The organism is Paraburkholderia phytofirmans (genome assembly GCF_046028095.1).
GTDB classification, from domain to species: domain Bacteria; phylum Pseudomonadota; class Gammaproteobacteria; order Burkholderiales; family Burkholderiaceae; genus Paraburkholderia; species Paraburkholderia phytofirmans_A.
This window is the reverse complement of sequence record NZ_JAQQDJ010000001.1, coordinates 879860-903541: the sequence shown is the minus strand read 5'-3', so window position 1 is coordinate 903541 and position 23682 is coordinate 879860. Positions and strand designations below refer to the sequence as shown.

Annotated in this window: 20 protein-coding genes; 8 read left to right on the top strand and 12 right to left on the bottom strand. The window is 63.3% G+C overall.

Annotation, left to right across the window (positions count from 1 at the left end; all coding sequences use genetic code 11):
- Nucleotides 1-51: 51 nt before the first annotated feature.
- From PQR54_RS04100 to PQR54_RS04070, 7 genes are all read right to left on the bottom strand, one after another.
- Nucleotides 52-1506 carry a catalase gene (locus tag PQR54_RS04100; RefSeq protein WP_408244177.1) on the bottom strand — a complete coding sequence of 485 codons (1455 nt, stop codon included), beginning with the start codon at nt 1504-1506 and terminating at the stop codon, nt 52-54.
- Between the two features lie 77 nt (nt 1507-1583).
- Nucleotides 1584-1721, bottom strand: a complete 138-nt coding sequence (locus PQR54_RS04095; protein WP_408244176.1) for a hypothetical protein — start codon at nt 1719-1721, stop codon at nt 1584-1586.
- A gap of 181 nt (nt 1722-1902) precedes the next feature.
- The gene (locus tag PQR54_RS04090) at nt 1903-2862 is read right to left on the bottom strand and encodes a LysR substrate-binding domain-containing protein (RefSeq protein ID WP_408244175.1); all 960 of its coding nucleotides are present in this window, start codon (nt 2860-2862) and stop codon (nt 1903-1905) included.
- 799 nt (nt 2863-3661) lie between these two features.
- Entirely contained in the window at nt 3662-4420 is a 759-nt protein-coding gene (locus PQR54_RS04085; protein WP_408244174.1) for a PqiC family protein, read from the bottom strand.
- On the bottom strand, nt 4417-6075 hold the full coding sequence (locus PQR54_RS04080; protein ID WP_408244173.1) for a PqiB family protein: 1659 nt from the start codon (nt 6073-6075) through the stop codon (nt 4417-4419). Before PQR54_RS04080 ends, PQR54_RS04085 begins: the two co-directional genes overlap by 4 nt.
- On the bottom strand, nt 6068-6730 hold the full coding sequence (locus PQR54_RS04075; RefSeq protein ID WP_408244172.1) for a paraquat-inducible protein A: 663 nt from the start codon (nt 6728-6730) through the stop codon (nt 6068-6070). Before PQR54_RS04075 ends, PQR54_RS04080 begins: the two co-directional genes overlap by 8 nt.
- A 7-nt stretch (nt 6731-6737) precedes the next feature.
- A complete protein-coding gene (locus PQR54_RS04070) occupies nt 6738-7523 on the bottom strand; it encodes a paraquat-inducible protein A (RefSeq protein ID WP_408244171.1) in 786 nt (261 codons plus the stop codon).
- Between the two features lie 416 nt (nt 7524-7939).
- Here PQR54_RS04070 and PQR54_RS04065 point away from each other — a divergent pair, with 416 nt between their 5' ends.
- The 4 genes from PQR54_RS04065 (at nt 7940) to PQR54_RS04050 (ending at nt 11275) form a co-directional block, all read left to right on the top strand.
- Nucleotides 7940-8500 carry a cytochrome b gene (locus PQR54_RS04065; protein WP_408216949.1) on the top strand — a complete coding sequence of 187 codons (561 nt, stop codon included), beginning with the start codon at nt 7940-7942 and terminating at the stop codon, nt 8498-8500.
- Nucleotides 8501-8508: 8 nt separating this feature from the next.
- Entirely contained in the window at nt 8509-9072 is a 564-nt protein-coding gene (locus PQR54_RS04060) for a YceI family protein (protein WP_012431765.1), read from the top strand.
- A gap of 76 nt (nt 9073-9148) precedes the next feature.
- Complete coding sequence (locus PQR54_RS04055; RefSeq protein ID WP_408244252.1) at nt 9149-9718, top strand: YceI family protein; 570 nt, start codon at nt 9149-9151, stop codon at nt 9716-9718.
- A gap of 279 nt (nt 9719-9997) precedes the next feature.
- Nucleotides 9998-11275: an MFS transporter gene (locus PQR54_RS04050; RefSeq protein WP_408244170.1), complete on the top strand. Its 1278-nt coding sequence runs from the start codon at nt 9998-10000 to the stop codon at nt 11273-11275.
- A 106-nt stretch (nt 11276-11381) separates the two neighbouring features.
- On the opposite strand, the gene secF is transcribed toward PQR54_RS04050, so the two are convergent.
- From secF to queA, 5 genes are all read right to left on the bottom strand, one after another.
- Entirely contained in the window at nt 11382-12332 is a 951-nt protein-coding gene (secF, locus tag PQR54_RS04045) for a protein translocase subunit SecF (RefSeq protein ID WP_408244169.1), read from the bottom strand.
- 18 nt (nt 12333-12350) lie between these two features.
- Nucleotides 12351-14414, bottom strand: coding sequence for a protein translocase subunit SecD (gene secD / locus PQR54_RS04040; RefSeq protein WP_408244168.1), 2064 nt, complete (start codon nt 14412-14414; stop codon nt 12351-12353).
- Nucleotides 14415-14532: 118 nt separating this feature from the next.
- On the bottom strand, nt 14533-14862 hold the full coding sequence (yajC, locus tag PQR54_RS04035; protein WP_007179286.1) for a preprotein translocase subunit YajC: 330 nt from the start codon (nt 14860-14862) through the stop codon (nt 14533-14535).
- 209 nt (nt 14863-15071) lie between these two features.
- A complete protein-coding gene (tgt, locus tag PQR54_RS04030) occupies nt 15072-16286 on the bottom strand; it encodes a tRNA guanosine(34) transglycosylase Tgt (protein ID WP_408244167.1) in 1215 nt (404 codons plus the stop codon).
- Nucleotides 16287-16393: 107 nt separating this feature from the next.
- On the bottom strand, nt 16394-17452 hold the full coding sequence (queA, locus tag PQR54_RS04025) for a tRNA preQ1(34) S-adenosylmethionine ribosyltransferase-isomerase QueA (protein ID WP_408244166.1): 1059 nt from the start codon (nt 17450-17452) through the stop codon (nt 16394-16396).
- Between the two features lie 148 nt (nt 17453-17600).
- Between queA and recG the strand changes: the two genes are divergently transcribed.
- The 4 genes from recG (at nt 17601) to PQR54_RS04005 (ending at nt 23575) form a co-directional block, all read left to right on the top strand.
- Nucleotides 17601-20075, top strand: a complete 2475-nt coding sequence (gene recG, locus PQR54_RS04020; RefSeq protein ID WP_408244165.1) for an ATP-dependent DNA helicase RecG — start codon at nt 17601-17603, stop codon at nt 20073-20075.
- A 783-nt stretch (nt 20076-20858) separates the two neighbouring features.
- Nucleotides 20859-22160, top strand: coding sequence for a THUMP domain-containing class I SAM-dependent RNA methyltransferase (locus PQR54_RS04015; RefSeq protein ID WP_408244164.1), 1302 nt, complete (start codon nt 20859-20861; stop codon nt 22158-22160).
- Nucleotides 22161-22378: 218 nt separating this feature from the next.
- Nucleotides 22379-22762, top strand: coding sequence for a VOC family protein (locus PQR54_RS04010; protein WP_408244163.1), 384 nt, complete (start codon nt 22379-22381; stop codon nt 22760-22762).
- A 72-nt stretch (nt 22763-22834) separates the two neighbouring features.
- On the top strand, nt 22835-23575 hold the full coding sequence (locus tag PQR54_RS04005; RefSeq protein ID WP_408244162.1) for a helix-turn-helix transcriptional regulator: 741 nt from the start codon (nt 22835-22837) through the stop codon (nt 23573-23575).
- Nucleotides 23576-23682 lie beyond the last annotated feature (107 nt).

The following is a 23682-nucleotide window of genomic DNA, read 5'->3' as shown; positions in this document are numbered from 1 at the left end:
CGCCCCGCTCTACTGCATGACTTCAACTGCTCGACCGTCGTTGACTGTTGTTTATTGCTTGCTGCGTTCCGCGAGGTCGGCCATCGCGGCGATCACGCCTTCCGCGTATGCGGGATCGGCCCGACGGAAATGCTCGATCTGACGCGTAACGATTTCCTGCGGCACACCGTCGATATGGCGCGCGATGTTGCCGAACAGACGTTCGCGCTGAGCCGCATCGAAGAGCGCAAACAGCATGCCTGGCTGCGTGTAGTAGTCGTCGTCCAGGCGATGCTCGTAGCGATCCACCGCGCCCGCCGCGAGCGGCGGTTCAGACGCGTTGGCGTCCTGCACGAAGTCGCCGAAGCGGTTCGGCTCGTAATTCACATTGCCGCCGAGGTTGCCGTCCGTGCGCATCGCGCCGTCGCGATGGAACGAATGCGGGCTCGGCACGCGCGCTGCATTCACCGGAATCTGGTGGTGATTGATGCCGAGTCGGTAGCGCTGCGTGTCGCCGTACGAGAATAGACGCCCCTGCAACAGACGATCCGGCGAGAAGCCGATACCCGGCACCACGTTGGCGGGCGTGAACGCCGCCTGCTCCACGTCGGCAAAGTAGTTCTGCGCGTTGCGATTCAACTCGATCGTGCCGACGTCGATCAGCGGATAGTCCTTCTGCGACCACACTTTCGTGATGTCGAACGGATTGAAGCGATACGTGGCGGCCTCCGCTTCCGGCATCACCTGAATGGCGAAGCGCCACTTCGGGAAATTGCCTGCATCGATATTGCCGATCAGATCGCGCTGCGCGCTTTCGCGGTCTTGCGCAACGACCTGTGCCGCTTCGGCATCAGTGAAGTTCTCAATGCCTTGCATCGACTTGAAATGGAACTTCACCCAGAAACGCTCGTTGTTGGCGTTAATAAACGAATACGTGTGCGAACCGAAACCGTGCATCTGACGGTAATTTTGCGGAATGCCGCGGTCGCTCATCAGAATCGTCACCTGATGCAGCGATTCCGGATGACGCGACCAGAAATCCCACGCGGCGACATTGCTGCGCATGTTCGTGTACGGGTCGCGCTTTTGCGTGTGGATGAAGTCCGGAAACTTCAGCGGATCGCGGATAAAGAACACCGGCGTGTTGTTGCCGACCACGTCCCAGTTGCCTTCTTCCGTGTAGAACTTGATCGAGAAGCCACGCACGTCACGTTCGGCGTCGGCTGCGCCGCGCTCGCCGGCCACCGTCGAAAAGCGCATGAAGAGCGGCGTTTCCTTGCCGACTTGCGCGAACACCTTTGCCTTCGTGTAGCGCGAGATATCGTGCGTGACCTTCAACGTGCCGAACGCGCCCGAACCTTTGGCGTGAACACGGCGTTCCGGAATCACTTCACGATCGAAGTGAGCGAGTTTTTCGAGCAGCCAGACATCTTGCAGAACAACCGGACCGCGCGCGCCGGCGGTCATCGAATTCTGGTTATCGGCGACGGGTGCGCCGGCGGCACTGGTGAGCTTACGTTCGGACATGCGTGACTCCTGGTTGGCTTTTATCGAAACAGATTGTGGGGGAGCGGCGCGGCACACTGATGCCAGAGGCTCATGCGCTATGCGGACAACGCCCGATCGACCAGCAGGGACAACGCGATGGCGCGCGCGTCGAGCAACGACGCGATAAAACCGCGCGGCGTAACGGCCGCTTGAGCGACGCGGATGCGGACTTGTTGCGGCTTGGATTGCGTCATGATTTCCTCCAGGTCTCTGGGATCGGGCGATCCATGGAGGAAACTATAACAATACTATCGAAATACTGCTTTTGATTAATTTTATATATTCGATAGGATTTGCGGCTGTCAGCGCATTGGGGGGCGCCGGGCCGGTCGCTGGACGTGCGCAGCGGGCCGGCCTTCATGATGATGCGTCTGTCTAATTGACCGCGACGGGCAAATCGAGCTTTTTGACGCCTTCCAGATCGCAGGAACTGATGGCGTCGCAAATGGCCTCGATCGCGGGCATGCGCGTGAAGCTCTTGCGCCAGGCCAGCACGACGCGGCGATCCGGCACCGGTTCGTCGAAAGCGACGTAGCTCAGCAGCCCCGAATCGATGCCACCGGCGTGCGGCTTCACTTCATGCACCGACATGCGCGGCAGCACGGTAATGCCGACGCCGCTCGCCACCATGTGACGGATGGTTTCCAGCGACGACCCTTCAAAGGTCTTCTGAATGCCGTCCGCGTTTTGCGAAAAGCGCATCAGTTCCGGGCAGACGCCCAGCACGTGGTCGCGGAAGCAGTGACCGCTGCCGAGCAGCAGCATGGTTTCCTGCTTCAGATCGTCGGCGTCGATTTTCGGGCGGTTTTCCCAGGCGTGACCGGACGGCAAGGCGACCACGAAAGGCTCGTCGTACAGCGGGCGCAGCATCAGGCCGGTTTCCGGAAACGGCAGCGCCATGATGGCAACGTCGATTTCGCCTTGCTTGAGCAGTTCGATCAGCTTGAGCGTGTAATTTTCCTGCAGCATCAAGGGCATTTGCGGGACGCGCTTGATCATTTGCTTGACGAGCGTGGGCAGCAGGTACGGCCCGATCGTATAGATGACGCCAAGGCGCAGCGGCCCGACCAGCGGGTCTTTGCCCTGTTTGGCGATTTCCTTGATGGCGAGCGTCTGTTCGAGCACGCGTTGCGCTTGCGTGACGATCTGTTCACCGATTGGCGTGACACTGACTTCGCTGGTGCCGCGCTCGAAGATCTGGACGTTGAGTTCGTCTTCCAGTTTTTTGATCGCCACCGACAGCGTCGGCTGGCTGACGAAACACGCTTCGGCGGCCCGGCCGAAGTGCCGCTCGCGGGCGACCGCAACGATGTATTTCAATTCGGTGAGCGTCATTAGGGGACCAATCAGTGCGATGAGTTCGATAGGTTCTAGTTATACACCTATAGGGTCGGTTCGCCAACCATTTGGGTTTATTTGCGCGGGGCGCTGGGTTGGGGGTTGGGCTTGCTGGGTTGGGCTTGCTGGGTTGGCCTTTCCTTGATTTGCTTGTGGTCTATTAGCGTTGCCCCTGTGCGGGGCGGCACCTACTTTCTTTGCTTGCCGCAAAAGAAAGTAGGCGAAGAAAACGGCTTTACACCGCCAGCTCATAAGCGGCCCCCTCGGCTTGGAGGGGGCAGTGGCGCATCTGGAATCTGTGCCCTCGCGCATTCCGCGCTTGTGACAAGGCAGTCATACGTCCCGCCTCGCACTACGTGCTCACCGGAGCGGTCTGGCCGAAAACCGTGCCTTCGGTGGGCGCGGCGGGGGCTGTCGGCTTTGCCTCGGCGAAATGCCGGAAGAGGGCTGGGATCGCGGAACTGCGTCAGTACGTCGCCGCGTGGAGAGCGAGCGCAGGCGGACGTCCAGCCCACACCCACTGGTTGATGAACTACCGCCACGGCGCGCGCAGCGTCGCCGGAAGAATGACTGCCTTGTCACCGGGGCGGAATGTGCGGGAACACGGATTCCAGATGCACCACTACCGTGGCTGCGCGGGGGGCCCACTTATGAGCTGGCGGTGTGAAGCCGCTTTCTTTGCCTACTTTCTTTGCGGCAGGCAAAGAAAGTAGGTGCCGCCCCGCACAGGGGCGACGCCAATAGACCACAAGCAAATCAAGGAAAGGCCAACACTACAAAAAACCCAAAAAAGCCGTCAACCACCAGCAACAGCGCCCACACCGTCAGAAGGACAAGCCGGCACAACCACAGCCCCAGCTTTACCAGCAAAAGCCCCACCCTTCCCCTGCGAAGCAGCAATAGGAGCAGCAACAGGCCCAGCAACCGCCATAGCCTTCACAGCAGAAGCCACCTGCATAGAAATCCGCTGCAGCGCCCGCCGATGCCCCTCAACCAACGCATCATACCCACCACTAACCGGCTCACTCACCACACTCCGGCAAGTCATCACCGCCGTGCTGCGCACAGCCCGCACACTCCACACCGCGTCGATCAACGCATGCGAACCCGGCCATGATTCAAACCTCTGCACGTTCATACTGACCCGATACACCGGCGTCCCATCCGGATAAGCCGTCCCATACACATCGATCGTGTTGAGCTGCTGCGTCAGACTCGTCGACAAAGCCCGGCGAATCTCGTCGCCCGGCAGCGAGGCCCAGCGTTCTTCCTCGAGCACTTTGACCTGCGTCGGTCCCGTCTGCACCACCAGCTGATTCTTCGACACCTGCGGCGGCACGTCGATCGGCGCGACTTCGATCAGCCACGCCGGCGCGGCCGAGGTCCGGGCGCTGACCGGCGCGACGGATCCGGCAGCACTATCGGCACCCAGCGTATAAAACCGGCTCGAAGGCGACGAGCACGCCGCCAGCGCCGCGAGTCCGGCCAGGGCGCCGGCAACGACAGCGCCGCGCACGAACCCGCGCGGCGGGCGGGGAAGCCGGGCAAACATCATGGTTTATCTCCTGATTTACCGCGCAACAGCGATTCGGGATGGCGCTCCAGATAATCCGACAGCGCATTCAGCGACTGCAACGTGCGCGTCAATTCCTGCAACGCCTGATGAACATCCGACTGCAACGGCGAGTCCTGCTGCAACGTCGCCTCGGCCGAACCGAAGGTCTGCTTCGCCGCCGCGAGCGTGTCGCGAGCCTGCGGCACGACTTCCTTGTCGAGTCGCGTGAAGAGTTGGTCGGCGTTCTTCAGCGCGCTGTTCAGGTTGTTGCCGATCTGATCGAACGGCACCTTGTCGAGCTTCTTCGCAATGTCGGCGACCTGGAGCTGCAACTCGTCGAGCGTGTTCGGAATCGTCGGCAGTTCGAGCGGATCGCTCGCCACGTCGACGGTCGCCGGCGGCGCCTTCGGGAAGATATCCACGGCCACGTACAACTGGCTCGTAATCAGGTTGCCCGTGCGCAACTGGCCACGCAGACCGTGTTTGACGAGCTGCTGCAGCATGGTTTGACCCGCGAGGCTGCCCGGTGCCGGCGCGGTTTCGCGGAAGCGCTTGCCGAGGCGGTCGGGGTACAGGTTCATCGTCACCGGCATGGTGAAGCTGCGCGTCTTCGGATCGTAGTCGATACCGATATTGGTCACCTGACCCAGCACGATGCCGCGGAAATCGACCGGTGCGCCGATCGACAAACCACGCAGCGACTGGTTGAAGTTCATCACCACGCGCAACGGCACGCCGTCCGGTTCGCGCATCGCATCCGCTTCGTCCGAGCCGAGGCGGAACGTCATGTTGTTCGGCGCCTGCGCGCCCACGCCCTGACCCGGCGGCGACTGGAACGACAAACCGCCCACGATCACCGTGGCAAGCGACTGCGTGTTCAGCTTGAAGCCGCTGGAATCGAGCCGCAGATCGACGCCGCTCGCATGCCACCAGCGCGAATTGGTGCCGACGTACTGGTCGAACGGCGCGGATACGAAGACCTGCATGGTCACGCCGGTGCCGTCCTTGTCGAGCGAGAAACCGACCACCTGGCCGACCTGCACGCGCCGGTAAAAGATCGGCGAGCCGATGTCGATCGAGCCGAGCGAGTCGCCGTGCAGGACGAACTGGTGGCCCTTCTGGTCGCCGGTAATGGGCGGCGGCGTTTCGAGGCCGACGAAGTTCTTCTCGGTATCCGGCGAATGCCCGGCGTCCGCGCCAATATACGCGCCCGAGAGCAACGTGGTGAGACCCGACACGCCGCTCGCGCCGACGCGCGGCCGCACCACCCAGAAGCGCGAATCCTTGACCGCGAAGTCTTCGCCTTCCTTGGTCAATTGCACCTGCACCAGCACGTGGGACAGATCTTTCGACAGCGTGATGGTCTTCACCGAGCCGACGTCGACGTCCTTGTACTTCACCTTGGTCTTGCCGGGTTCGAGACCTTCGGCGCTCACAAAGCTGATCGTAATGGTCGGGCCTCTTGCGGTCACCGACTTGATCACGAGCGCGATGCCGATCAGTGCGGCGATCAGCGGAATCACCCAGACGAGCGAAGGCAGCCAGCGGCTGCGCGGCTCAATTTCAGGGTCCGGGAGTTGGGGCGGCAGCTTCGGTCCGTTCGAATCGTTGCGCGGCGCATCGGAGGCGGGCGTCGGTTCTTGCGGGCTAGTCATGTTTGAGATCCTGAGGTTTTTGGGTACTGCCTTCCACGCGCCCTTCTACGCTGTCCCAGATGAGCCGTGGATCGAATTGCATGGAAGCCATCATGGTCAGAATCACCACCGAGCCGAAGGCGATCGCGCCGGGGCCGGCCGTAATGACTGCAAGTGATTTGAAGCGCACCAGCGCGACGGTCAGCGTGACGACGAACACGTCGAGCATCGACCAGCGGCCGATCCGTTCGACCATCCGGTAAAGCGTGGTGCGCTGCTCGGGCCGCCAGCGCGAGCGACGCTGCGCCGTGACGGTCAGCAGCGCGAGCACGCTCAGCTTGAGCATCGGCACCATGATGCTGGCGATGAACACGATCACCGCCAGCGGCCAGTCGCCCGAGGTCCAGAAATAGACGACGCCGCTCATGATGGTGTCGTCTTCGGAACCGAGCAGCGACGAGGTGTGCATCACCGGCAGCAGATTCGCGGGAATATACAGGAGTGCCGCGGCGATCAGCAGCGCCCAGGTGCGCATCAGGCTGTCGGGGTTGCGCGAGTGCAGGCGCGAGCCGCAGCGTGAGCAGTGCTGCGACGTGACGGAGCGGATGCGCGGTTCGACGCGTCCGCATGCGTGGCAACTCACCAGCCCGGCGCGTCTTGCGGTGACGTATTTCATGGCGTGCTCATCCTCGACGTGGCGTCGGCGGCACCGGCGGCACGGCCGGCGGCAACGCGGACGGCGCGGTGTGTACGTCGGGCGCCGCCGCGGTCCGCACTTCGGCCGGCGCGGGCGGACCAGCGACCGAACTGACGGCGGCCGCCGCGCTATCTGCGGAGGTGCGCGGCAGCGGACGCTGATCGCGCGCGCCGAGTTCGTCGGCGAGGTCCCACAGAATGCGCGGATCGAACGTGACCACCACCGCGAACATCAGCGTGAGCACGCCGAACGCGAACAGCGCCGCTTCGGGAATCACGCGCGCGAGGCTCACCATCTTCACGATCGTGATCAGCACGCCGAGCATGAACACTTCGATCATGCCCCACGGGCGCACGAACTGAATGGCGCGCAGCACCTGATTGAAGGCGGGCGGCACATAACCCGCGCGCAGCGGGATCAGCACATAGAGCAGCGCGACGAGTTCAGTGAGCGGAAACAGAATGGTCGAGCAGAACACCATGACCGCGACGATCTGCATCTCCTCGCCCCACAGCGCGACGAGCGCGCCGAACAGCGTGGTCTGCGAGGTGATGCCGTTGGTTTCGAGTTCGACGATCGGGAAGCCCTGCGCGATCAGGAAGGTGATCAGCGCGCCCAGCGTCATCGCGCTGATGGCGTCGAGCTTGCGCGACACGCCGCGATAGAGCGTCGCTCCGCAGCGCGAACAGCGCGCGACCGTGCGCCCGACAAGCGGCGGCTTGCGGAACAGCGTATCGCATTCATGGCACGCGATCAGATTGTCATGGTCCATAAGGGCAAAGGGCCGACGGTGTGAGAGGAAGCGTGCAATGCCCGTTCTACGGCAGGTCTGATAAAAAGTGGAGCAATAGTACCAAAAGGCGTCCGGCCGTCGCACACACCGTTGCACGGCTTGCGGACCGCGGCCGGAATGGCCTTCGGCGGACGGTTGATCCTACATGCAATTGGTACAACTCTGACAGCCTCCGTCCCCAATTGTTCAATGCGGATACCTTGTACGCTGGAGCGGCCGGTCCGCGTCCTGCCCGTGGGCTGCAGCCAGTTTTTTCCGATTGGGGTAGCATGGCCGCCTTGGCGTGTGCCGCAGCGGGCATGGTCCCGTATTACGCGTCGATGCCATCTGCATCGAACGCTGGAATAGCCGTGCGGGCTGCGCCGTTAACCTCACTTAGCTTGCGACAACCTGTCATGGCACTCAATCCTTCATTCGGCAGCCGGGAGTCGTACACGCGGACTGCCATCGCCCTGCATTGGCTAATCGCGCTGCTGATCGTGTGCGGCTTCGCGCTCGGCTGGGTGATGACCGATATTCCCGGCTTCACGCCCACCAAGCTGAAGTACTTCTCGTGGCACAAATGGATCGGCGTGACGGTGTTCGCGCTCGCCGTCCTGCGCATTCTGTGGCGCGCCACGCATGCGGCCCCCGTGATGCCGCGCCGCATGCCGGTCTGGCAGCGCGGCGCCGCGCATCTCGTGCACCTGCTGCTATACGTGCTGATGATCGCGATTCCCGCCTCGGGCTATCTGTACAGCTCGGCGGCCAACATCCCGGTGGTGTACCTCGGGCTGATTCCGTTGCCGCGCCTGATCGCGCCAGACCCGCATCTCAAGGAACTGCTGAAGAACGTGCATATCACGCTGAATTACACCTTGCTCGTGCTGGTCGCGTTGCACGTCGCGGCCGCGCTCAAGCATCAATGGCTGGACCGCGACGGCCTGCTCTCGCGCATGCTCCCTTTCCTCAAATAAGGACAACCATGAAGGTCTCGTTTTATCGCTACATGCTCGCCGCCTTCGCCGCGGCCTCGCTGACGGTGGCCGGCAGCGCGCTCGCGCAAGTCGACGTCGCGAAGAGTTCGGTGACGGCCACCTCGAAGCAGATGAACGTGCCGGTGGAAGGCAAGTTCGGTAAATTCACCGCGCAGCTCAAGTTCGATCCGGCAAAACCGGCCGAGGGCACCGCGCAGCTCAGCATCGACGTGGCCAGCTACGATCTCGGCGACGAAAGCTACAACGACCAGGTGCGCGGCAAGGACTGGTTCGACGCCAAGACGTATCCCACTGCCACCTTCGTTTCGAGCGCGATTGCGCCGGCCGGCGGCAACCAGTTCAAGGTCACCGGCAAGCTGACCATCAAGGGCAAATCGCAGACGGTCGTGGTGCCGGTCACGGTGTCGCAGCAAGGCGCCGTGCAAACCTTCGACGGTTCACTGCCGATCAAGCGCTCGCAATTCGACATCGGCACGGGCGAATGGAAGGACACCTCGGTGGTCGCCGACGAGGTCGTCATCAAGTTTCATATCGTTGCAGCACATAAGTGACGTAAGTGACGTTGGCCGCGCCGTTCGGGCGCGGCAGCTTTCTTCAAGAACCTAGGAGCGTGAATTGAAAACATCCATGTTGATCGCCGTCGGCGCGCTGGCTTCTTCTTTTTCGTTAGGCGCGTTCGCGGCCGCCGATACCTATCAGCTCGACCCGACCCACACGTATCCGAGCTTCGAGGCGGATCACTTCGGCGGCATGTCGGTGTGGCGCGGCAAATTCACCAAGAGCTCCGGCACGGTCACGCTCGACCGCGCGGCGAAAACCGGCACGGTCGACGTGACGGTCGACCCCGCATCGATCGATACGGGCAACGGCAAGCTCGACGAGCATCTGAAGTCGAACGAGTTCTTCGACGTCGCCAAGTATCCGTCGGCGACCTACAAGGGCACCGATATCAAGTTCGACGGCGACAAGCCGGTTGAAGTGGTCGGCAGCCTGACGATGCACGGCGTCACCAAGCCGCTGAATCTGAAGATCGAGTCGTTCAAGTGCATGCAGCATCCGGTGCTCAAGCGCGAAGTGTGCGGCGTGGAAGCGAGCGCGCATTTCAGCCGCGCCGATTACGGCATGGATTTCGGCTCCAAGTACGGCTTCAGCATGGATACCAAGCTGCATATTCAATCCGAAGGCATCAAGCAATAAGCGATTTAATGAGGCTCTGATTCAAAGCGTTGAGTCGCAGCGCGCATTGCGCCGCAACAAAAAAACCGCTTCGTTCGCTTTTGCGACGAGGCGGTTTTTTATTGCCCATTTGAAGCGCTGGAAGCCTTATGCAGCGGCAACGCGCAATTTCGCACTCGCGCCGTATTAATTTTTCGGGTACATAGAGCGCAGGCACCGTATTGGTTGTGCGCGCATCCAGTCGGGCGTGTCAGGCGTAATGCCAACATGAATAATATTTCGCGCGACCTGGAGATCTGCATGAACGCAACGACAGCAGCAAGCCTGGCGGGGAGCCGGCAGAATTCGTGGCGCGCGGTGATCGCGGCCTCGATCGGCAACGCGCTGGAATGGTTCGATCTGGTGGTATACGGTTTTTTCGCGGTGATCATCGCGAAGCTGTTTTTCCCGGCCGGTAACGACACGGTCTCACTGCTCCTCACGCTCGGCACGTTCGGCGTGTCGTTCTTCATGCGCCCGCTCGGCGCGATCGTGATCGGCGCCTACGCCGACCGCGCCGGCCGCAAGGCGGCGCTCACGCTATCGATCCTGCTGATGATGGCCGGCACGTTGATCATCGCCATCCTGCCGACTTATCAAAGCATCGGCCTCGCGGCGCCGGTGATTCTCGTGCTGGCGCGTCTGATGCAAGGTTTCTCGGCCGGCGGCGAGTTCGGCAGCGCCACCGCGTTCCTCGCGGAACACGTGCCGGGGCGGCGCGGCTTTTTCGCAAGCTGGCAGGTGGCAAGCCAAGGGCTCACCACCCTGCTTGCCGCTGGTTTTGGCGTGTTGCTCACCGGCAAGCTCTCGCCGGAACAAATGGGTTCCTGGGGTTGGCGCGTGCCGTTCTTCTTTGGTTTGCTGATCGGGCCGGTCGCGTGGTACATCCGCACGAAGCTCGACGAAACGCCCGAGTTTCTCGCGGCCGAAACCACCGAAACGCCGCTGCGCGACACCTTTACCAGCCAGAAATTGCGCCTGCTGATCGCCATCGGCGTGGTCGTGCTCGGCACGGTGTCGACATATCTGGTGCTGTTCATGCCGACGTTCGGCGTGAAGCAGTTGGGACTGGCGCCCTCGGTCGCGTTTTCGGCGATCGCGTTGACCGGCCTGATCCAGATGGTGTTCTCGCCGCTGATCGGCCATCTGTCGGACCGGCATGGGCGCACCACGATCATGCTGACCTCGGCGCTGCTGCTGCTCGTCCTCATCTATCCGGCTTTCGTGTATCTGGTCGCGCATCCGACCTTCGGCACCTTGATCGCCATGCAGATCGTGTTCGGCTTTCTGATGACGGGGTATTTCGCGGCGCTGCCGGGTTTGCTTTCGGAGATGTTCCCGGTGCAAACGCGCACGACCGGCATGTCGCTGGCCTATAACATCGCCGTGACGATCTTCGGCGGCTTCGGGCCGTTCATCATCGCGTGGTTGATCAGCGCGACGGGCTCGAAGGCCGCGCCGAGTTATTACCTGATTTTCGCCGCGATCGTGAGCCTCGTCGCGCTGATGGCGGCGCGTCGCAAGCTCGGCTTTCGTTAAAGCGGGCGCTGCGTCGTCCCGCTGCGGTATAGGGCGGCGGTAAACGCAAAAGGCCGGTTCGTGAGAACCGGCCTTTTGCATTGCGAGGTCTGACGCTACAACAGAATCAGACTTGCGCACCCGCGTTCGGATCGTCCGCGTCGCTGCGTTCCTTCTTATCCTTGATCAGATCTTCGCGCTTCACGCCGAACCACATGGCGAGCGCCGCGGCGACGAACACCGACGAGTAGATACCGAACAGAATACCGACCGTCAGCGCCAAGGCGAAATAGTGCAGCGTCGGGCCGCCGAACAGGAACATCGACAGCACCATCATCTGCGTACAGCCGTGGGTGATGATGGTTCGCGACATGGTGCTGGTGATCGCGTGGTTGATCACCTCGATCACGGTCAGCTTGCGCTCGCGGCGGAAGGTCTCACGAATCCGGTCGAAGATAACCACCGACTCGTTCACCGAGTAGCCGAGCACCGCGAGCACCGCGGCCAGCACCGACAACGAGAACTCCCACTGGAAGAACGCGAAGAAGCCGAGAATGATGATCACGTCGTGCAAGTTCGCGATCACGCCGGCCACCGCGTACTTCCATTCGAAGCGGAACGACAGGTAGATCACGATGCCGACCACCACACAGGCGAGCGCGAGCAGGCCGTCGGTGGCGAGCTCCTTGCCGACCTGCGGGCCGACGAACTCGACGCGTTGCAGCTGCACCTGCGGCGTCTCGGCCTTCAGCGCGGTCATCACCTGATCGCTCTGTTGCGCGGACGTATAGCCCTGCTTGAGCGGCAGACGGATCAGCACGTCGCGCGAGGTGCCGAAGTTCTGCACCTGTGCGTCGGCGTAACCGAGCTTGCCCAGCGTAGCGCGCACCGGTTCGAGCGGCGCGGCGCCCGGATACTGCACTTCGACGACCGTACCGCCGGTGAACTCCACCGACAGATGCAGCCCACGATGCAGCAGGAAAAACACAGCAGCAAGGAACGTCAGCAGCGAGATCGCGTTGAAAATCAACGCACGCTGCATGAACGGAATGTCTTTGCGGAAACGGAAAAATTCCATGGTCTTGTTCTCCGGGACTCAGCGGGATGAACCCGGTTTCTGCGGCGTGTTCGACGTAGCGGACGAATCCGGCGCATTGCGGCGACGCACGGTCGGCTTGCCGGCGCGTGCCTGCGCGACCGCAGCTCTCGCTTTCGACGGCTTGGCGGCGACCGCGGCGACGGCTTGCGCCGTGTCGGTCGCGGCATCTTCGCTACCGAGGTAAGCGGCCGAGCCTGCTGGCGCCGTATCCGGACGCCACACCTGGCCGATGGCCAGCGACTTCAGCTTCTTCTTGCCGCCGTACCAGAGGTTGACGATACCGCGCGAGAAGAACACGGCCGAGAACATCGACGTCAGAATGCCGATACAGTGCACGATCGCAAAACCGCGCACCGGGCCGGAGCCGAACGCGAGCAGCGCGATACCGGCAATCAGCGTGGTGACGTTCGAGTCGAGAATCGTCGCCCAGGCGTGCGCGTAGCCGTTCTGGATGGCCAGTTGCGGCGGCGCTCCGTTGCGCAGTTCTTCACGCACGCGTTCGTTGATCAGCACGTTGGCGTCGATCGCCATACCGAGCGCGAGCGCGATAGCGGCGATACCCGGCAGGGTCAGCGTGGCTTGCAGCATGGACAGCACGGCGATCAGCAGCAGCAGGTTGACCGACAGGCCGATCATCGAGATCACGCCGAACAGCATGTAGTACGCGATCATGAAGACGGCGATCGCCGCGAAGCCCCACACCACCGAGTGGAAGCCCTTCTTGATGTTGTCCGCGCCGAGGCTCGGGCCGATGGTGCGTTCTTCGATGATGTCCATCGGCGCGGCCAGCGAACCGGCGCGCAGCAGCAGCGCGAGGTCGGCGGCGCCTTGCGGCGTGGCCTGGCCGGTGATCTGGAAGCGGTCGCCCAGTTCCGACTGGATGGTTGCCACCGTCAGCACTTCGCCCTTGCCTTTTTCGAACAGCACCATGGCCATCGGCTTGCCGATGTTGTCGCGCGAGATGCTGGCCACCGCGCGGCCGCCGGCCGAATCCAGACGGATGTTGACGGAAGGACGTTGATGTTCGTCGAAGCCCGCCGACGCGTCGATAATCCGGTCGCCCGTGAAGATGATCTGCTTGCGCAGCAGCACCGGCGTCTGGTTGCCTTGCGTGAACAGTTCGTCGCCCGGCGGCACCGGGTCGGACGGATTCGGATGCGTGTTGACCGGATCGGCGAGGCGCGCTTCGAGAGTTGCCGTGCGGCCGATGATGTCCTTCGCCTTCGCCGTGTCCTGCACGCCCGGCAGTTCGACCACGATGCGGTCGGCGCCTTGCTGCTGGATCACCGGCTCGGCCACGCCGAGTTCGTTCACGCGGTTATGCAGCGTGGTGATGTTCTGCTTGAGCGCGGCGTCCTGCACGGCTTTCTGGACCGCCGGCGTGAACGTGCCGACCAGTTGCACGCCACCGTCCGGGCCGGCTTGCGAGGCCCACTGGAGTTCGGCGATGCTGCGGCTCAATTGCTTCGACGCGTTGTCCGCCGTGGCCTGGTCGGCGAAATTGATCACCACCGACTGGTTCACGCGGTTCACGCCGCCGTCGCGGATGTTCTTGTCACGCAGCAGCGTGCGCGCGTCCGAGGCGTCCGAATCGAGCTTCTTGTTCAGCGCGCCGGCCATGTCGACCTGCAGCAGGAAGTGGACGCCACCGCGCAGATCGAGACCGAGGTACATCGGCAGCGCGTGCAAGGCGGTCAGCCAGCGCGGCGACGCGCTCTGCAGATTCAGCGCGACGATGTACTGCGGGTCGGTCGGGTCGCTGTTCAGCGACTTCTGCAGCAGGTCCTTCACGCGCAACTGCGTGTCGGTGTCCGGCAGACGCACGCGGATGTTCGCGTTGGTCGCCGAGTTGTCGAACGTGACGTCGTCCGGCTTGATCTGATTCGCGGCGAGCGCGGCTTCGACAGCCGACAGCGTGGTCGAGTCGAGCTTGACCGTTGCCTTGCCGCTCGACACCTGCACCGCCGGCGCTTCGCCGAACAGGTTGGGCAGCGTGTACACGAGGCCGATGACCAGAGCCACCAGCATCACGGCATATTTCCAGAGGGGGTAACGATTCATGAGTGGTCCAACGGGAAGGTTGGCTTGGAAGCGATGCGTCCGGCGATGAGCGCGGGCGATTCAGCGCGGTTCCGCGAGAATCGCCGGCGAGGCCGCGCCGGACGCGAGAGAGCAGGCCTTACAGCGACTTGATCGTGCCCTTCGGGAGAATCGTCGTGACCGACGCTTTTTGCACGGTGATTTCCGTGCCTTCCGAGATTTCGACGCCGACGTAAGCTTCGCCCACCTTGGTCACCTTGCCGACGATGCCGCCATTCGTCACCACTTCATCGCCCTTGGCCATCGCGGCGAGCATGTTGCGATGTTCCTTCTGGCGCTTCATTTGCGGGCGAATCATGATGAAGTACAGCACGCCGAACATCAGGATCAGCGGCAGGAAACTCATCAGGTTCGATTCAATGCCACCTGTTGCTGTGCCTTGGGCGAAGGCATTGGAAATGAACGACACGTTGGTCTCTCCGTTATAAGTCAAAACGATCAAAAAAATCAGCCGGTTATTCTACCACCGGCCCGAAGTGCGTCGGCGCGGCGAATCGGCTTTGCGATCAACCGTTTAAAGCCTGCTCTGCCGTCTTTACTGCCGTCCGCGAAAGACGATTGTAAGGTTTTCCTCGCGAGGCGGACGGATTCTTCGGCTGAATCCGTTGTGCGGCGCCGTTACGGCGCCTCGGCGGTGCCGCGCGCGCGGTTCTCGTGAAAGCGTTTGCTGAAGGCCTCGAACATTTTCGCGTCGATCGCGTCGCGGATTTCCTGCATCAGTTCGAGGTAGTAGTGCAGGTTGTGGATCGTGTTCAACTGCGCACCGAGGATTTCCCCTACTCGATGCAGATGATGCAGATAGCCGCGAGTGAAATTTCGGCAGGTGTAGCAGCCGCATTGCTCGTCGAGCGGGCGCAGCGAATTCTTGTGCGCGGCGTTGCGGATCTTGACGTCGCCGAAACGCGTGAAGAGCCAGCCGTTGCGCGCATTGCGGGTCGGCATCACGCAATCGAACATGTCGACGCCGGCCGCCACGCCCGCCACCAGATCTTCCGGCGTGCCCACGCCCATCAGGTAGTGCGGCTTGTTGGCCGGCAGTTTCGGGCCGATGTGGTTCAGCACCCGCATCATGTCTTCCTTCGGCTCGCCGACCGACAGACCGCCGATCGCCAGACCGTGGAAGTCCTTCTCGACGAGGCCCGCCAGCGACTCCTCGCGCAAGTCCTCGAACATGCCGCCCTGCACGATGCCGAACAGCGCGTTCGGATTGCCAAGGCGCCTGAATTCGTCGATCGAGCGCTGCGCCCAGCGCATCGACATGCGCATCGAATCGGCCGCTTCCTTGTGCGAGGTCGGCACGTTGTTGGTCGCGTACGGCGTGCATTCGTCGAACTGCATGACGATGTCCGAGTTCAGCACTTTCTGGATCTGCATCGACACTTCGGGCGACAGGAACAGCTTGTCGCCGTTGATCGGCGACGCGAACGTGACGCCGTCTTCCGTGATCTTGCGCAAATCGCCGAGCGAGAACACCTGGAAGCCGCCGGAGTCGGTGAGAATCGGCTTTTTCCAGCCCATGAAGCCGTGCAGGCCGCCGTGCGCCTCGATGGTTTCCAGACCCGGGCGCAGCCACAGGTGGAAAGTGTTGCCGAGGATGATCTGCGCGTGCATTTCTCCCAACTCGCGTGGCTGCACGGCCTTCACGGTGCCGTAGGTGCCGACGGGCATGAAGATCGGCGTTTCCACCACGCCGTGATTCAGCGTGACGCGGCCGCGGCGGGCCAGGCCGTCGACGCCGAGCAGTTCGAAATTGAGGCCGTTGTCAGGGCGAACGTGATCGCCGAGGTAAGCACCGTGGTCGGCGCGCGGGCTAACGGATTGACCGTCGGTCATGAAAAAACTCCTGTGCTACCGGAAAACAGTCCGGCGCGAATGTTGAGCGCCGCCGGAAGGGTTCGCGGCGGCCTGGGGAACTACATAAACTTTCTGGCGGACCTCGGTCAGCCGTCGCGCCGCGTGAGCAGCATCGCATCGCCGTAGCTAAAGAAGCGGTAACGCTGTTCAATTGCGTGGCGGTACGTCTCGCGAATCGTCTCGACGCCCGCGAACGCCGACACCAGCATCAGCAGCGTGGACTTCGGCAAGTGGAAATTGGTGACCAGCCGGTCCACCACGCGGAATTTATAGCCCGGCGTGATGAAGATATCGGTTTCCGTGCTGGCGGCGGCCAACGGGCGCCCTGCAGCTTCGGCGTCGCGCGCGGCCGCTTCGAGCGCGCGCATCGAGGTCGTGCCCACCGCGATCACGCGGTTGCCGCGCGCGCGCGTCGCCGCGATCTTGTCGGCGAGCGATTGCGGCAGGTGATACCACTCGCTATGCATCTTGTGTTCGGCGAGATTTTCGACCCGCACCGGCTGGAACGTGCCCGCGCCGACGTGGAGCGTCAGCGTTGCTCGTTGCACGCCTTTTTCGTCGAGACGGGCCAGCAGCGCGTCGTCGAAATGCAGGCCGGCCGTGGGTGCGGCGACCGCGCCCGGATTCTGCGCGAACACCGTCTGATAGCGGGTTTCATCCGTCGAATCCGGATCGTGCTCGATGTACGGCGGCAGCGGCAGACGGCCGAACTGCTCAATCAGCGTCAGGCAGTCGTCGGGGAAATGCAACGTGTAGAACGGCTCGACACGCTCGCCGACCGTGACGTCGAAGGCATCCGCCAGCCGGATCGTGGTGCCCGGCTGCGGGCTCTTGCTCGCGCGGATCTGTGCGAGCGCCGTGCGCTCGCCGGTGAGGCGCTCTACCAGCACTTCGATCTTGCCGCCACTGGCCTTCTGGCCGAGGAAGCGAGCCTTCAGGACTTTGGTATCGTTGAAGACCAGCAGGTCGCCGGGCGCGATGCATTCGGGCAACTCGGCAAAGCGGCGGTCGATCAGGCGCGCGGGGCCGGTAGCGTCGGCCGGGTGATCCACCTCGAGCAGGCGGCTGGCACTGCGCTCGGGCAGCGCGACTTGCGCGATCAGTTCGGGAGGCAGATCGAAATCGAAATCGGAAAGCGTCAACATGCGAACGACTGGAAGCGAAATGAAACTGAATTGAGCCGAAGCCGGAGCCGGGCGGCTATGATTGCGGGACGCCAGAGCGGCCCGCGAGCCCGCGCGCTGTATGGCGCCGAACCCTTTGACAGCCGATATTGTACTTGCGAAGCAGCCCATGCCTTTGTCCGACCGCCGATTGCCCTCCGTTACCGATGAAGTGAGCGCCGAACCCGGGCGCCGCGTCTCGCGCGGCAAGGCGGCGGCGGAGGTGAGCGACGCGGGTTTGGGCGTGGGCGCGGACGTTGCGTTGAGCGCTGGAAAAACCGCGCGACGAGACAGCGAATCTGATGGCAAGCCTGTCGACGAAGTGAGCGGCAAATCCGCTGACCCATATGGCGGCGAGTCCGCCGAAAGCCTCGCTGACACATCCGGCGGTGGGCGCGTCGATGATCTTGCGGATCGATCTGGTGACACGCATGCCGTCAAGCCTGACGACATATTCGGCGACAGACCCGCCGGCAAGCCCGGACCCAAGGTTGCCGCAAAATCCGCAGCCAAATCCGGCGCGAAATCCGCCGCCAAACCCGCGGAGAAAACCGCCGACAAGCTCGCCAAACTCGGCCTGACCCGCGACATCGACCTCGTGCTGCATCTGCCCATGCGCTACGAGGACGAAACCTCGCTGACGCCGATCGGGCATCTGCTGCCGGGCGGCATTTCACAAACCGAAGGCGTGGTGTTCGACAACGAGATCGCCTATCGTCCGCGCCGTCAGTTGCTGGTGAAACTGCGCGACGACGCCGGCGACGAACTCGTGCTGCGCTTTCTGAATTTCTACGGCTCGCAGGTCAAGCAGATGGCGATCGGTGCGCGGTTGCGGGTGCGCGGCGACGTGCGCGGCGGTTTCTTCGGCATGGAGATGGTGCATCCGGCCGTGCGCGTGGTCGACGAAGACACGCCGCTGCCGCAGGCGCTCACGCCCGTGTATCCGAGCACCGCGGGCGTGACGCAGGCGTATTTGCGCAAATCGATCGACAACGCGCTCTCTCGCACGTCGCTGCCGGAGTTGCTGCCCGCGGCGGTCGCGCGGACGTTCATGGAACCGCTCGGCGTGCCGTCGCTGATGGACGCCGTACGCACGCTGCATCATCCGGACGTGCAGTCGGACGAGACCGCGTTGATCGACGGCACACATCCGGCCTGGGTACGTATCAAGTTCGAGGAACTGCTCGCGCAGCAGATGTCGCTCAAGCGCGCGCACGACGAACGCCGCACGCGCGCGGCGCCCGCCATGCCGCGTCGCAAGCTGGGCGACGAAGCCGCGCTGGTGGCGCGCCTGCTGAAGGCGCTGCCGTTTTCGCTGACGGCGGCGCAGGAGCGCGTCGGCGGCGAGATCGCGCTCGATCTGACCCAGCCTCATCCGATGCAGCGGCTTTTGCAGGGCGACGTCGGCAGCGGCAAGACGATCGTCGCCGCGCTGGCTGCGGCGCAGGCAATCGACGCCGGCTACCAGGCCGCGCTCATGGCGCCGACCGAAATCCTCGCCGAGCAGCACGCGCGCAAATTGCGCGGTTGGCTGGAGCCGCTTGGCGTGAGCGTCGCGTGGCTGGCCGGCAGTCTGAAGACCAAAGAAAAGCGCGCCGCGATCGAAGCCGCGGCGCTCGGCACGGCGCAACTCGTAATCGGCACGCACGCGATCATCCAGGACGCGGTCGAGTTCGCGCGCCTCGGGCTCGTGATCGTCGATGAACAGCACCGTTTCGGCGTGGCGCAACGGCTCGCACTGCGCGCCAAGGCGCAGAACGCCGCCGATGGCGCGCGCGACTTCCAGCCGCATCAATTGATGATGTCGGCGACGCCGATTCCGCGCACGCTCGCGATGACGTATTACGCCGACCTCGACGTCTCGACCATCGACGAATTGCCGCCTGGACGCACGCCGATTCTCACCAAGCTCGTATCCGACGCGCGGCGCGAAGAGGTGATCGGACGCGTGCGCGAGGCCGCGTTGACGGGGCGCCAGGTGTACTGGGTGTGTCCGTTGATCGAGGAAAGCGAGACCTTGCAGCTGCAGACCGCGGTCGAGACGTATGAGACGCTGGTGGCCGCGTTGCCCGAGTTGAACGTCGGTCTCGTGCATGGGCGTTTGGCGCCAGCTGAAAAGGCCGCCGTGATGGATGCGTTTACTCGCAACGAGGTGCAGTTGCTGGTGGCGACGACGGTGATCGAAGTGGGCGTCGATGTGCCGAATGCGTCGTTGATGGTGATCGAGCATGCGGAGCGGTTTGGGCTGGCGCAGTTGCATCAGTTGCGGGGTCGGGTGGGGCGTGGGAGTGCGGCTTCGGTTTGCGTGCTGCTCTATACCGGGCCTTTGTCGATGACTGCGCGGGCGCGGCTTCAGACGATGCGGGAGACGACCGATGGGTTTGAGATCGCCAGGCGGGATCTCGAGATTCGTGGGCCGGGGGAATTTTTGGGGGCGCGGCAATCGGGGGCGGCGATGTTGAGGTTTGCCGATCTCCAGAATGATCAGTGGTTGATTGAGCCTGCGCGGGAGGCTGCGGCGGTTTTGCTTGAGGAGCATCCGGAGGTTGTGTTGCAGCATCTGGCGCGCTGGCTTGGCGCGCGGGAGCAGTATTTGAAGGCTTGAAGGTGGGGGGTTGCCTGCGGGGCGCTTTGGTGAGGTTTTTGTTCTGTTGGCCTTTCCTTGATTTGCTTGTGGTCTATTGGCGTTGCCCCTGTGCGGGGCGGCACCTACTTTCTTTGCCTGCCGCAAAGAAAGTAGGCAAAGAAAGCGGCTTCACACCGCCAGCTCATAAGCGGGGCCCCCGCGCAGCCACGGTAGTGGTGCATCTGGAATCCGTGTTCCCGCACATTCCGCCCCCGTGACAAGGCAGTCATTCTTCCGGCGGCGCTGCGCGCGCCGTGGCGGTAGTTCATCAACCAGTGGGTGCGGGCGGCGTCCCCCTGCGCTCGCTCTCCACGCGGCGGCGTACGGACGCAGTTCCGCGATCCCAGCCCTCTTCCGGCGTTTCGCCGAGGCAAAGCCGACGGCCCCCGCCGCGCTCACCGAAGGCACGGTTTTCGGGCAGACCGCTCCGGCGAGCACGTGTGCGAGGCGGGACGTATGACTGCCTTGTCACAAGCGCGGAATGCGCGAGGGCACAGATTCCAGATGTGCCACTACCCCCTCCGAGCCGGGGGACCCGCTTGAAAGCTGGCGGTGTAAAGCCGCTTTCTTTGCCTACTTTCTTTGCGGCAGGCAAAGAAAGTAGGTGCCGCCCCGCACAGGGGCGACGCTAATAGACCACAAGCAAATCAAGGAAAGGCCAACCCGACAAACCCAAACCCAAACCCCAAAAAAACCGCGCAATAGCACAACACCCCGACCGCGTACAATACGCCCTTACCCATCCGCCTTCCGGCAACCTCAATGTCCTTCGATTTCTTCCTCCCTTGCCCGCGCGGCCTCGAAGCCTCGCTTGCGGCTGAACTCGCCGAAATCGCCGCCAGCCACCTGAACGGCGCGCCGTTCACAGCCGGCGCACAAGTGCCAGGCGGCGTGCATTTCCGCGGAGGCTGGGCCGCCGGCATGGCCGCCAACCTGTATTCGCGCCTCGCGAGCCGCGTGCTGCTGAAAATCGCGCATCGCCCGTATCGCAGCGAGCAGGACATCTACGCACTCGCAGTCGAACAACGTTGGGAACAATGGTTCTCGGCGAATGAGACGCTGCGCGTCGACGTCACGGCGATCAAGTCGCCGCTGCGCAGCCTGGAATTCACGACGCTGCGCGTCAAGGACGCCATCTGCGATCGTCTGCGCGAAGTCAGCGGCGCGCGTCCGAACATCGACACGGCCACGCCCGACGTGCGCGTCTTCGCCTTTCTCACCGCCACCGACTGCACGCTGTATCTCGACACCTCGGGCGATCCGCTCTTCAAGCGCGGCTGGCGCCTCGACAAGGGCGCGGCGCCGCTGCGCGAGAATCTGGCCGCGGGCATTCTGCGTCTGACCGGCTGGACCGCCGGCATGCCCCTGTACGACCCGATGTGCGGCAGCGGCACCTTCCTCGCGGAAGCCGCGCAGGTAGCGCTGAACATCGCGCCGGGCGCGGAACGCCGCTTCGGCTTCGAAAGGCTCAAGCAATACGAAGCCAAAACCTGGCAAACGCTCAAGGCCGCCGCGCTCGACGCGAAGCACGCCGCGCGTAGTTCGCGCGCCGATCTGCAAATCTTCGGCAGCGATATTTCCGGCGACATGCTCGACAAGGCGCGCGCCAACTTCCAACGCGCGGGCTTGCCGTCTATCCCGCTTAAACAGGTCGACGCGCGCGGCATGACGCCGCCGACATCCGCGCCGGGCATCCTCGTCGCCAACCCGCCATATGGCGAACGGATCGAAGTGCGCGGGCGCAATGCTCGCGGCGAGCTTCGCGAAGGCCGCGGTAATCGCGACAGCCGCGACAACCGCGAAGACGAGGGTTTCCGCCGCGTCCAGGAAGAAGCGCCCGACAGCGAATTTTTCCAGTCGCTCGGCGATGCGCTCAAGCAGCGTTTCACCGGCTGGCACGCGTTCATCCTGACATCGGATCGCAAGCTGCCGGGCCAGTTGCGCCTGCGTGAATCGACCAAGACGCCGCTCTTCAACGGCGCGCTCGAATGCCGTCTGTTCCGTTTCGATCTGATCGCGGGCAGCGTGCGGCAGCGGCCGCAGAACGATACGCCGGCAGCCTGAGCGCACTGCTTGCCGCGCTGCTGCAAGGAAATGAAAACCGCGGACCGGCTCCGCGGTTTTTTTTCGCCTGTGGCCTGCGGGCCGTCTTTTCTACCACCACTGCTTTCATCGCTCCTGCCGCCTCCTACTGACACCACGCTGTCAGTAGCACCCCCGCACACTCCTTCTCACGCCATCCGGCGCTCTGCACGGCTTACCGCCATCCACAGGAGAGTGACATGTCCGCATCATCCAAAGTTGTTGCATGGTTCGAAATTCCGTCCGTCGATTTCGATCGCGCCGTCCGCTTCTATGAAGCGGCGCTCGACGTCAAACTGAATGTCCAGGAAATTGGCGGCCAGCCGATCGCCGTGTTCGGCTACGAGGAACCGGCGACCGGCGGCGCGATCGTCCACAGCCCGTCGATGACGCCCACCGGCGACGGCGTGCTCGTCTATCTGAACGCGAAGCCGACCGTCGACGCCGTCCTCGCGCGCGTCGAGCAAGCCGGCGGCAAGACCGACGGCCCGGTGATCAAACTGCCGCAGGACATCGGCTATATCGCGTTCTTCACCGACACGGAAGGCAACCGCCTCGGCCTGCATTCGCAGACCAACGGCTAAACGCAACGCAACACCACGTTCGTGCGCGGCGGCCGGTGAAAGCCCGCGGGCGAACGCCGACCGGAGCGCGGCATGCGGCGCTATCATCGCGGAACTGTCCCCGTCCTCTTCTACAAGACGCCCACGATGACGCGCCGCGCCGACCGCCTGTTCCAGATCGCCGAACTGCTGCGCGGACGGCGCCTGACCACCGCGCAACAACTCGCCGACTGGCTGCATATCTCGTTGCGCACCGTGTATCGCGACGTGCGCGATCTGCAACTGTCAGGGGTGCCGATCGAAGGCGAAGCCGGCATCGGCTACCGGCTGAGCCGCACAGCGAGTTTGCCGCCGCTCACCTTCACCGCCGATGAGCTGGCCGCGCTCGCCGCGGGCGCGCGCATGCTCGAATCGTGGGGCGGCGCCGGCTTTGCGGGCGGCGCGCGCGGCGCGCTCGCCAAGATCGCCTCGGCCATGCCAGCCGACAAGCGCGCGGCATTGGAAAGGCTCGCCGTCTTCGCGCCGTCGTTTCACATCAAAGGGGATTTTTCCGCGCAACTGGACGCGCTGCATCGCGCGATCGACACGCGGCACGTGGTGAGCTTTGCATACGTCGATGTGAACGGCGCGGCGACCGCGCGCCGTGTCTGGCCGCTCGCCCTCGCTTATTGGGGCGCGCGCTGGACGCTTGGAGCGTGGTGTGAATTGCGCGGCGATTTCCGCAATTTCGGGCTGGAGAAGATTCAGAATCTTCAGGTGCTCGAACAATATCCGGATCAGGAAGGCAGGCGGCTTGCGGACCTGTTGCGGCATGTGAATGCGAAGCCGCGGTAGGACCGTTCTACAGAACCGGCGGACGCAAAAGCACCTTTGAGCGCGAGCATTCCAGCAGACAAGCCAGCGGTTCGCGGCCGCTTGCAAGGCGGGCCGCGAACTTCGAG

Coding starts and splice junctions, on each gene's coding strand:
- PQR54_RS04085 (WP_408244174.1), bottom strand. CDS start 4,420: ATGATGTTTGCCCGGCTTCCCCGCCCGCCGCGCGGGTTCGTGCGCGGC.
- tgt (WP_408244167.1), bottom strand. CDS start 16,286: ATGACCGACGGTCAATCCGTTAGCCCGCGCGCCGACCACGGTGCTTAC.
- PQR54_RS04005 (WP_408244162.1), top strand. CDS start 22,835: ATGCGGCGCTATCATCGCGGAACTGTCCCCGTCCTCTTCTACAAGACG.
- queA (WP_408244166.1), bottom strand. CDS start 17,452: ATGTTGACGCTTTCCGATTTCGATTTCGATCTGCCTCCCGAACTGATC.
- PQR54_RS04080 (WP_408244173.1), bottom strand. CDS start 6,075: ATGACTAGCCCGCAAGAACCGACGCCCGCCTCCGATGCGCCGCGCAAC.
- PQR54_RS04075 (WP_408244172.1), bottom strand. CDS start 6,730: ATGAAATACGTCACCGCAAGACGCGCCGGGCTGGTGAGTTGCCACGCA.
- PQR54_RS04010 (WP_408244163.1), top strand. CDS start 22,379: ATGTCCGCATCATCCAAAGTTGTTGCATGGTTCGAAATTCCGTCCGTC.
- PQR54_RS04095 (WP_408244176.1), bottom strand. CDS start 1,721: ATGACGCAATCCAAGCCGCAACAAGTCCGCATCCGCGTCGCTCAAGCG.
- PQR54_RS04060 (WP_012431765.1), top strand. CDS start 8,509: ATGAAGGTCTCGTTTTATCGCTACATGCTCGCCGCCTTCGCCGCGGCC.
- PQR54_RS04090 (WP_408244175.1), bottom strand. CDS start 2,862: ATGACGCTCACCGAATTGAAATACATCGTTGCGGTCGCCCGCGAGCGG.
- PQR54_RS04050 (WP_408244170.1), top strand. CDS start 9,998: ATGAACGCAACGACAGCAGCAAGCCTGGCGGGGAGCCGGCAGAATTCG.
- PQR54_RS04100 (WP_408244177.1), bottom strand. CDS start 1,506: ATGTCCGAACGTAAGCTCACCAGTGCCGCCGGCGCACCCGTCGCCGAT.
- secD (WP_408244168.1), bottom strand. CDS start 14,414: ATGAATCGTTACCCCCTCTGGAAATATGCCGTGATGCTGGTGGCTCTG.
- PQR54_RS04015 (WP_408244164.1), top strand. CDS start 20,859: ATGTCCTTCGATTTCTTCCTCCCTTGCCCGCGCGGCCTCGAAGCCTCG.
- PQR54_RS04055 (WP_408244252.1), top strand. CDS start 9,149: ATGTTGATCGCCGTCGGCGCGCTGGCTTCTTCTTTTTCGTTAGGCGCG.
- recG (WP_408244165.1), top strand. CDS start 17,601: ATGCCTTTGTCCGACCGCCGATTGCCCTCCGTTACCGATGAAGTGAGC.
- PQR54_RS04065 (WP_408216949.1), top strand. CDS start 7,940: ATGGCACTCAATCCTTCATTCGGCAGCCGGGAGTCGTACACGCGGACT.
- secF (WP_408244169.1), bottom strand. CDS start 12,332: ATGGAATTTTTCCGTTTCCGCAAAGACATTCCGTTCATGCAGCGTGCG.
- PQR54_RS04070 (WP_408244171.1), bottom strand. CDS start 7,523: ATGGACCATGACAATCTGATCGCGTGCCATGAATGCGATACGCTGTTC.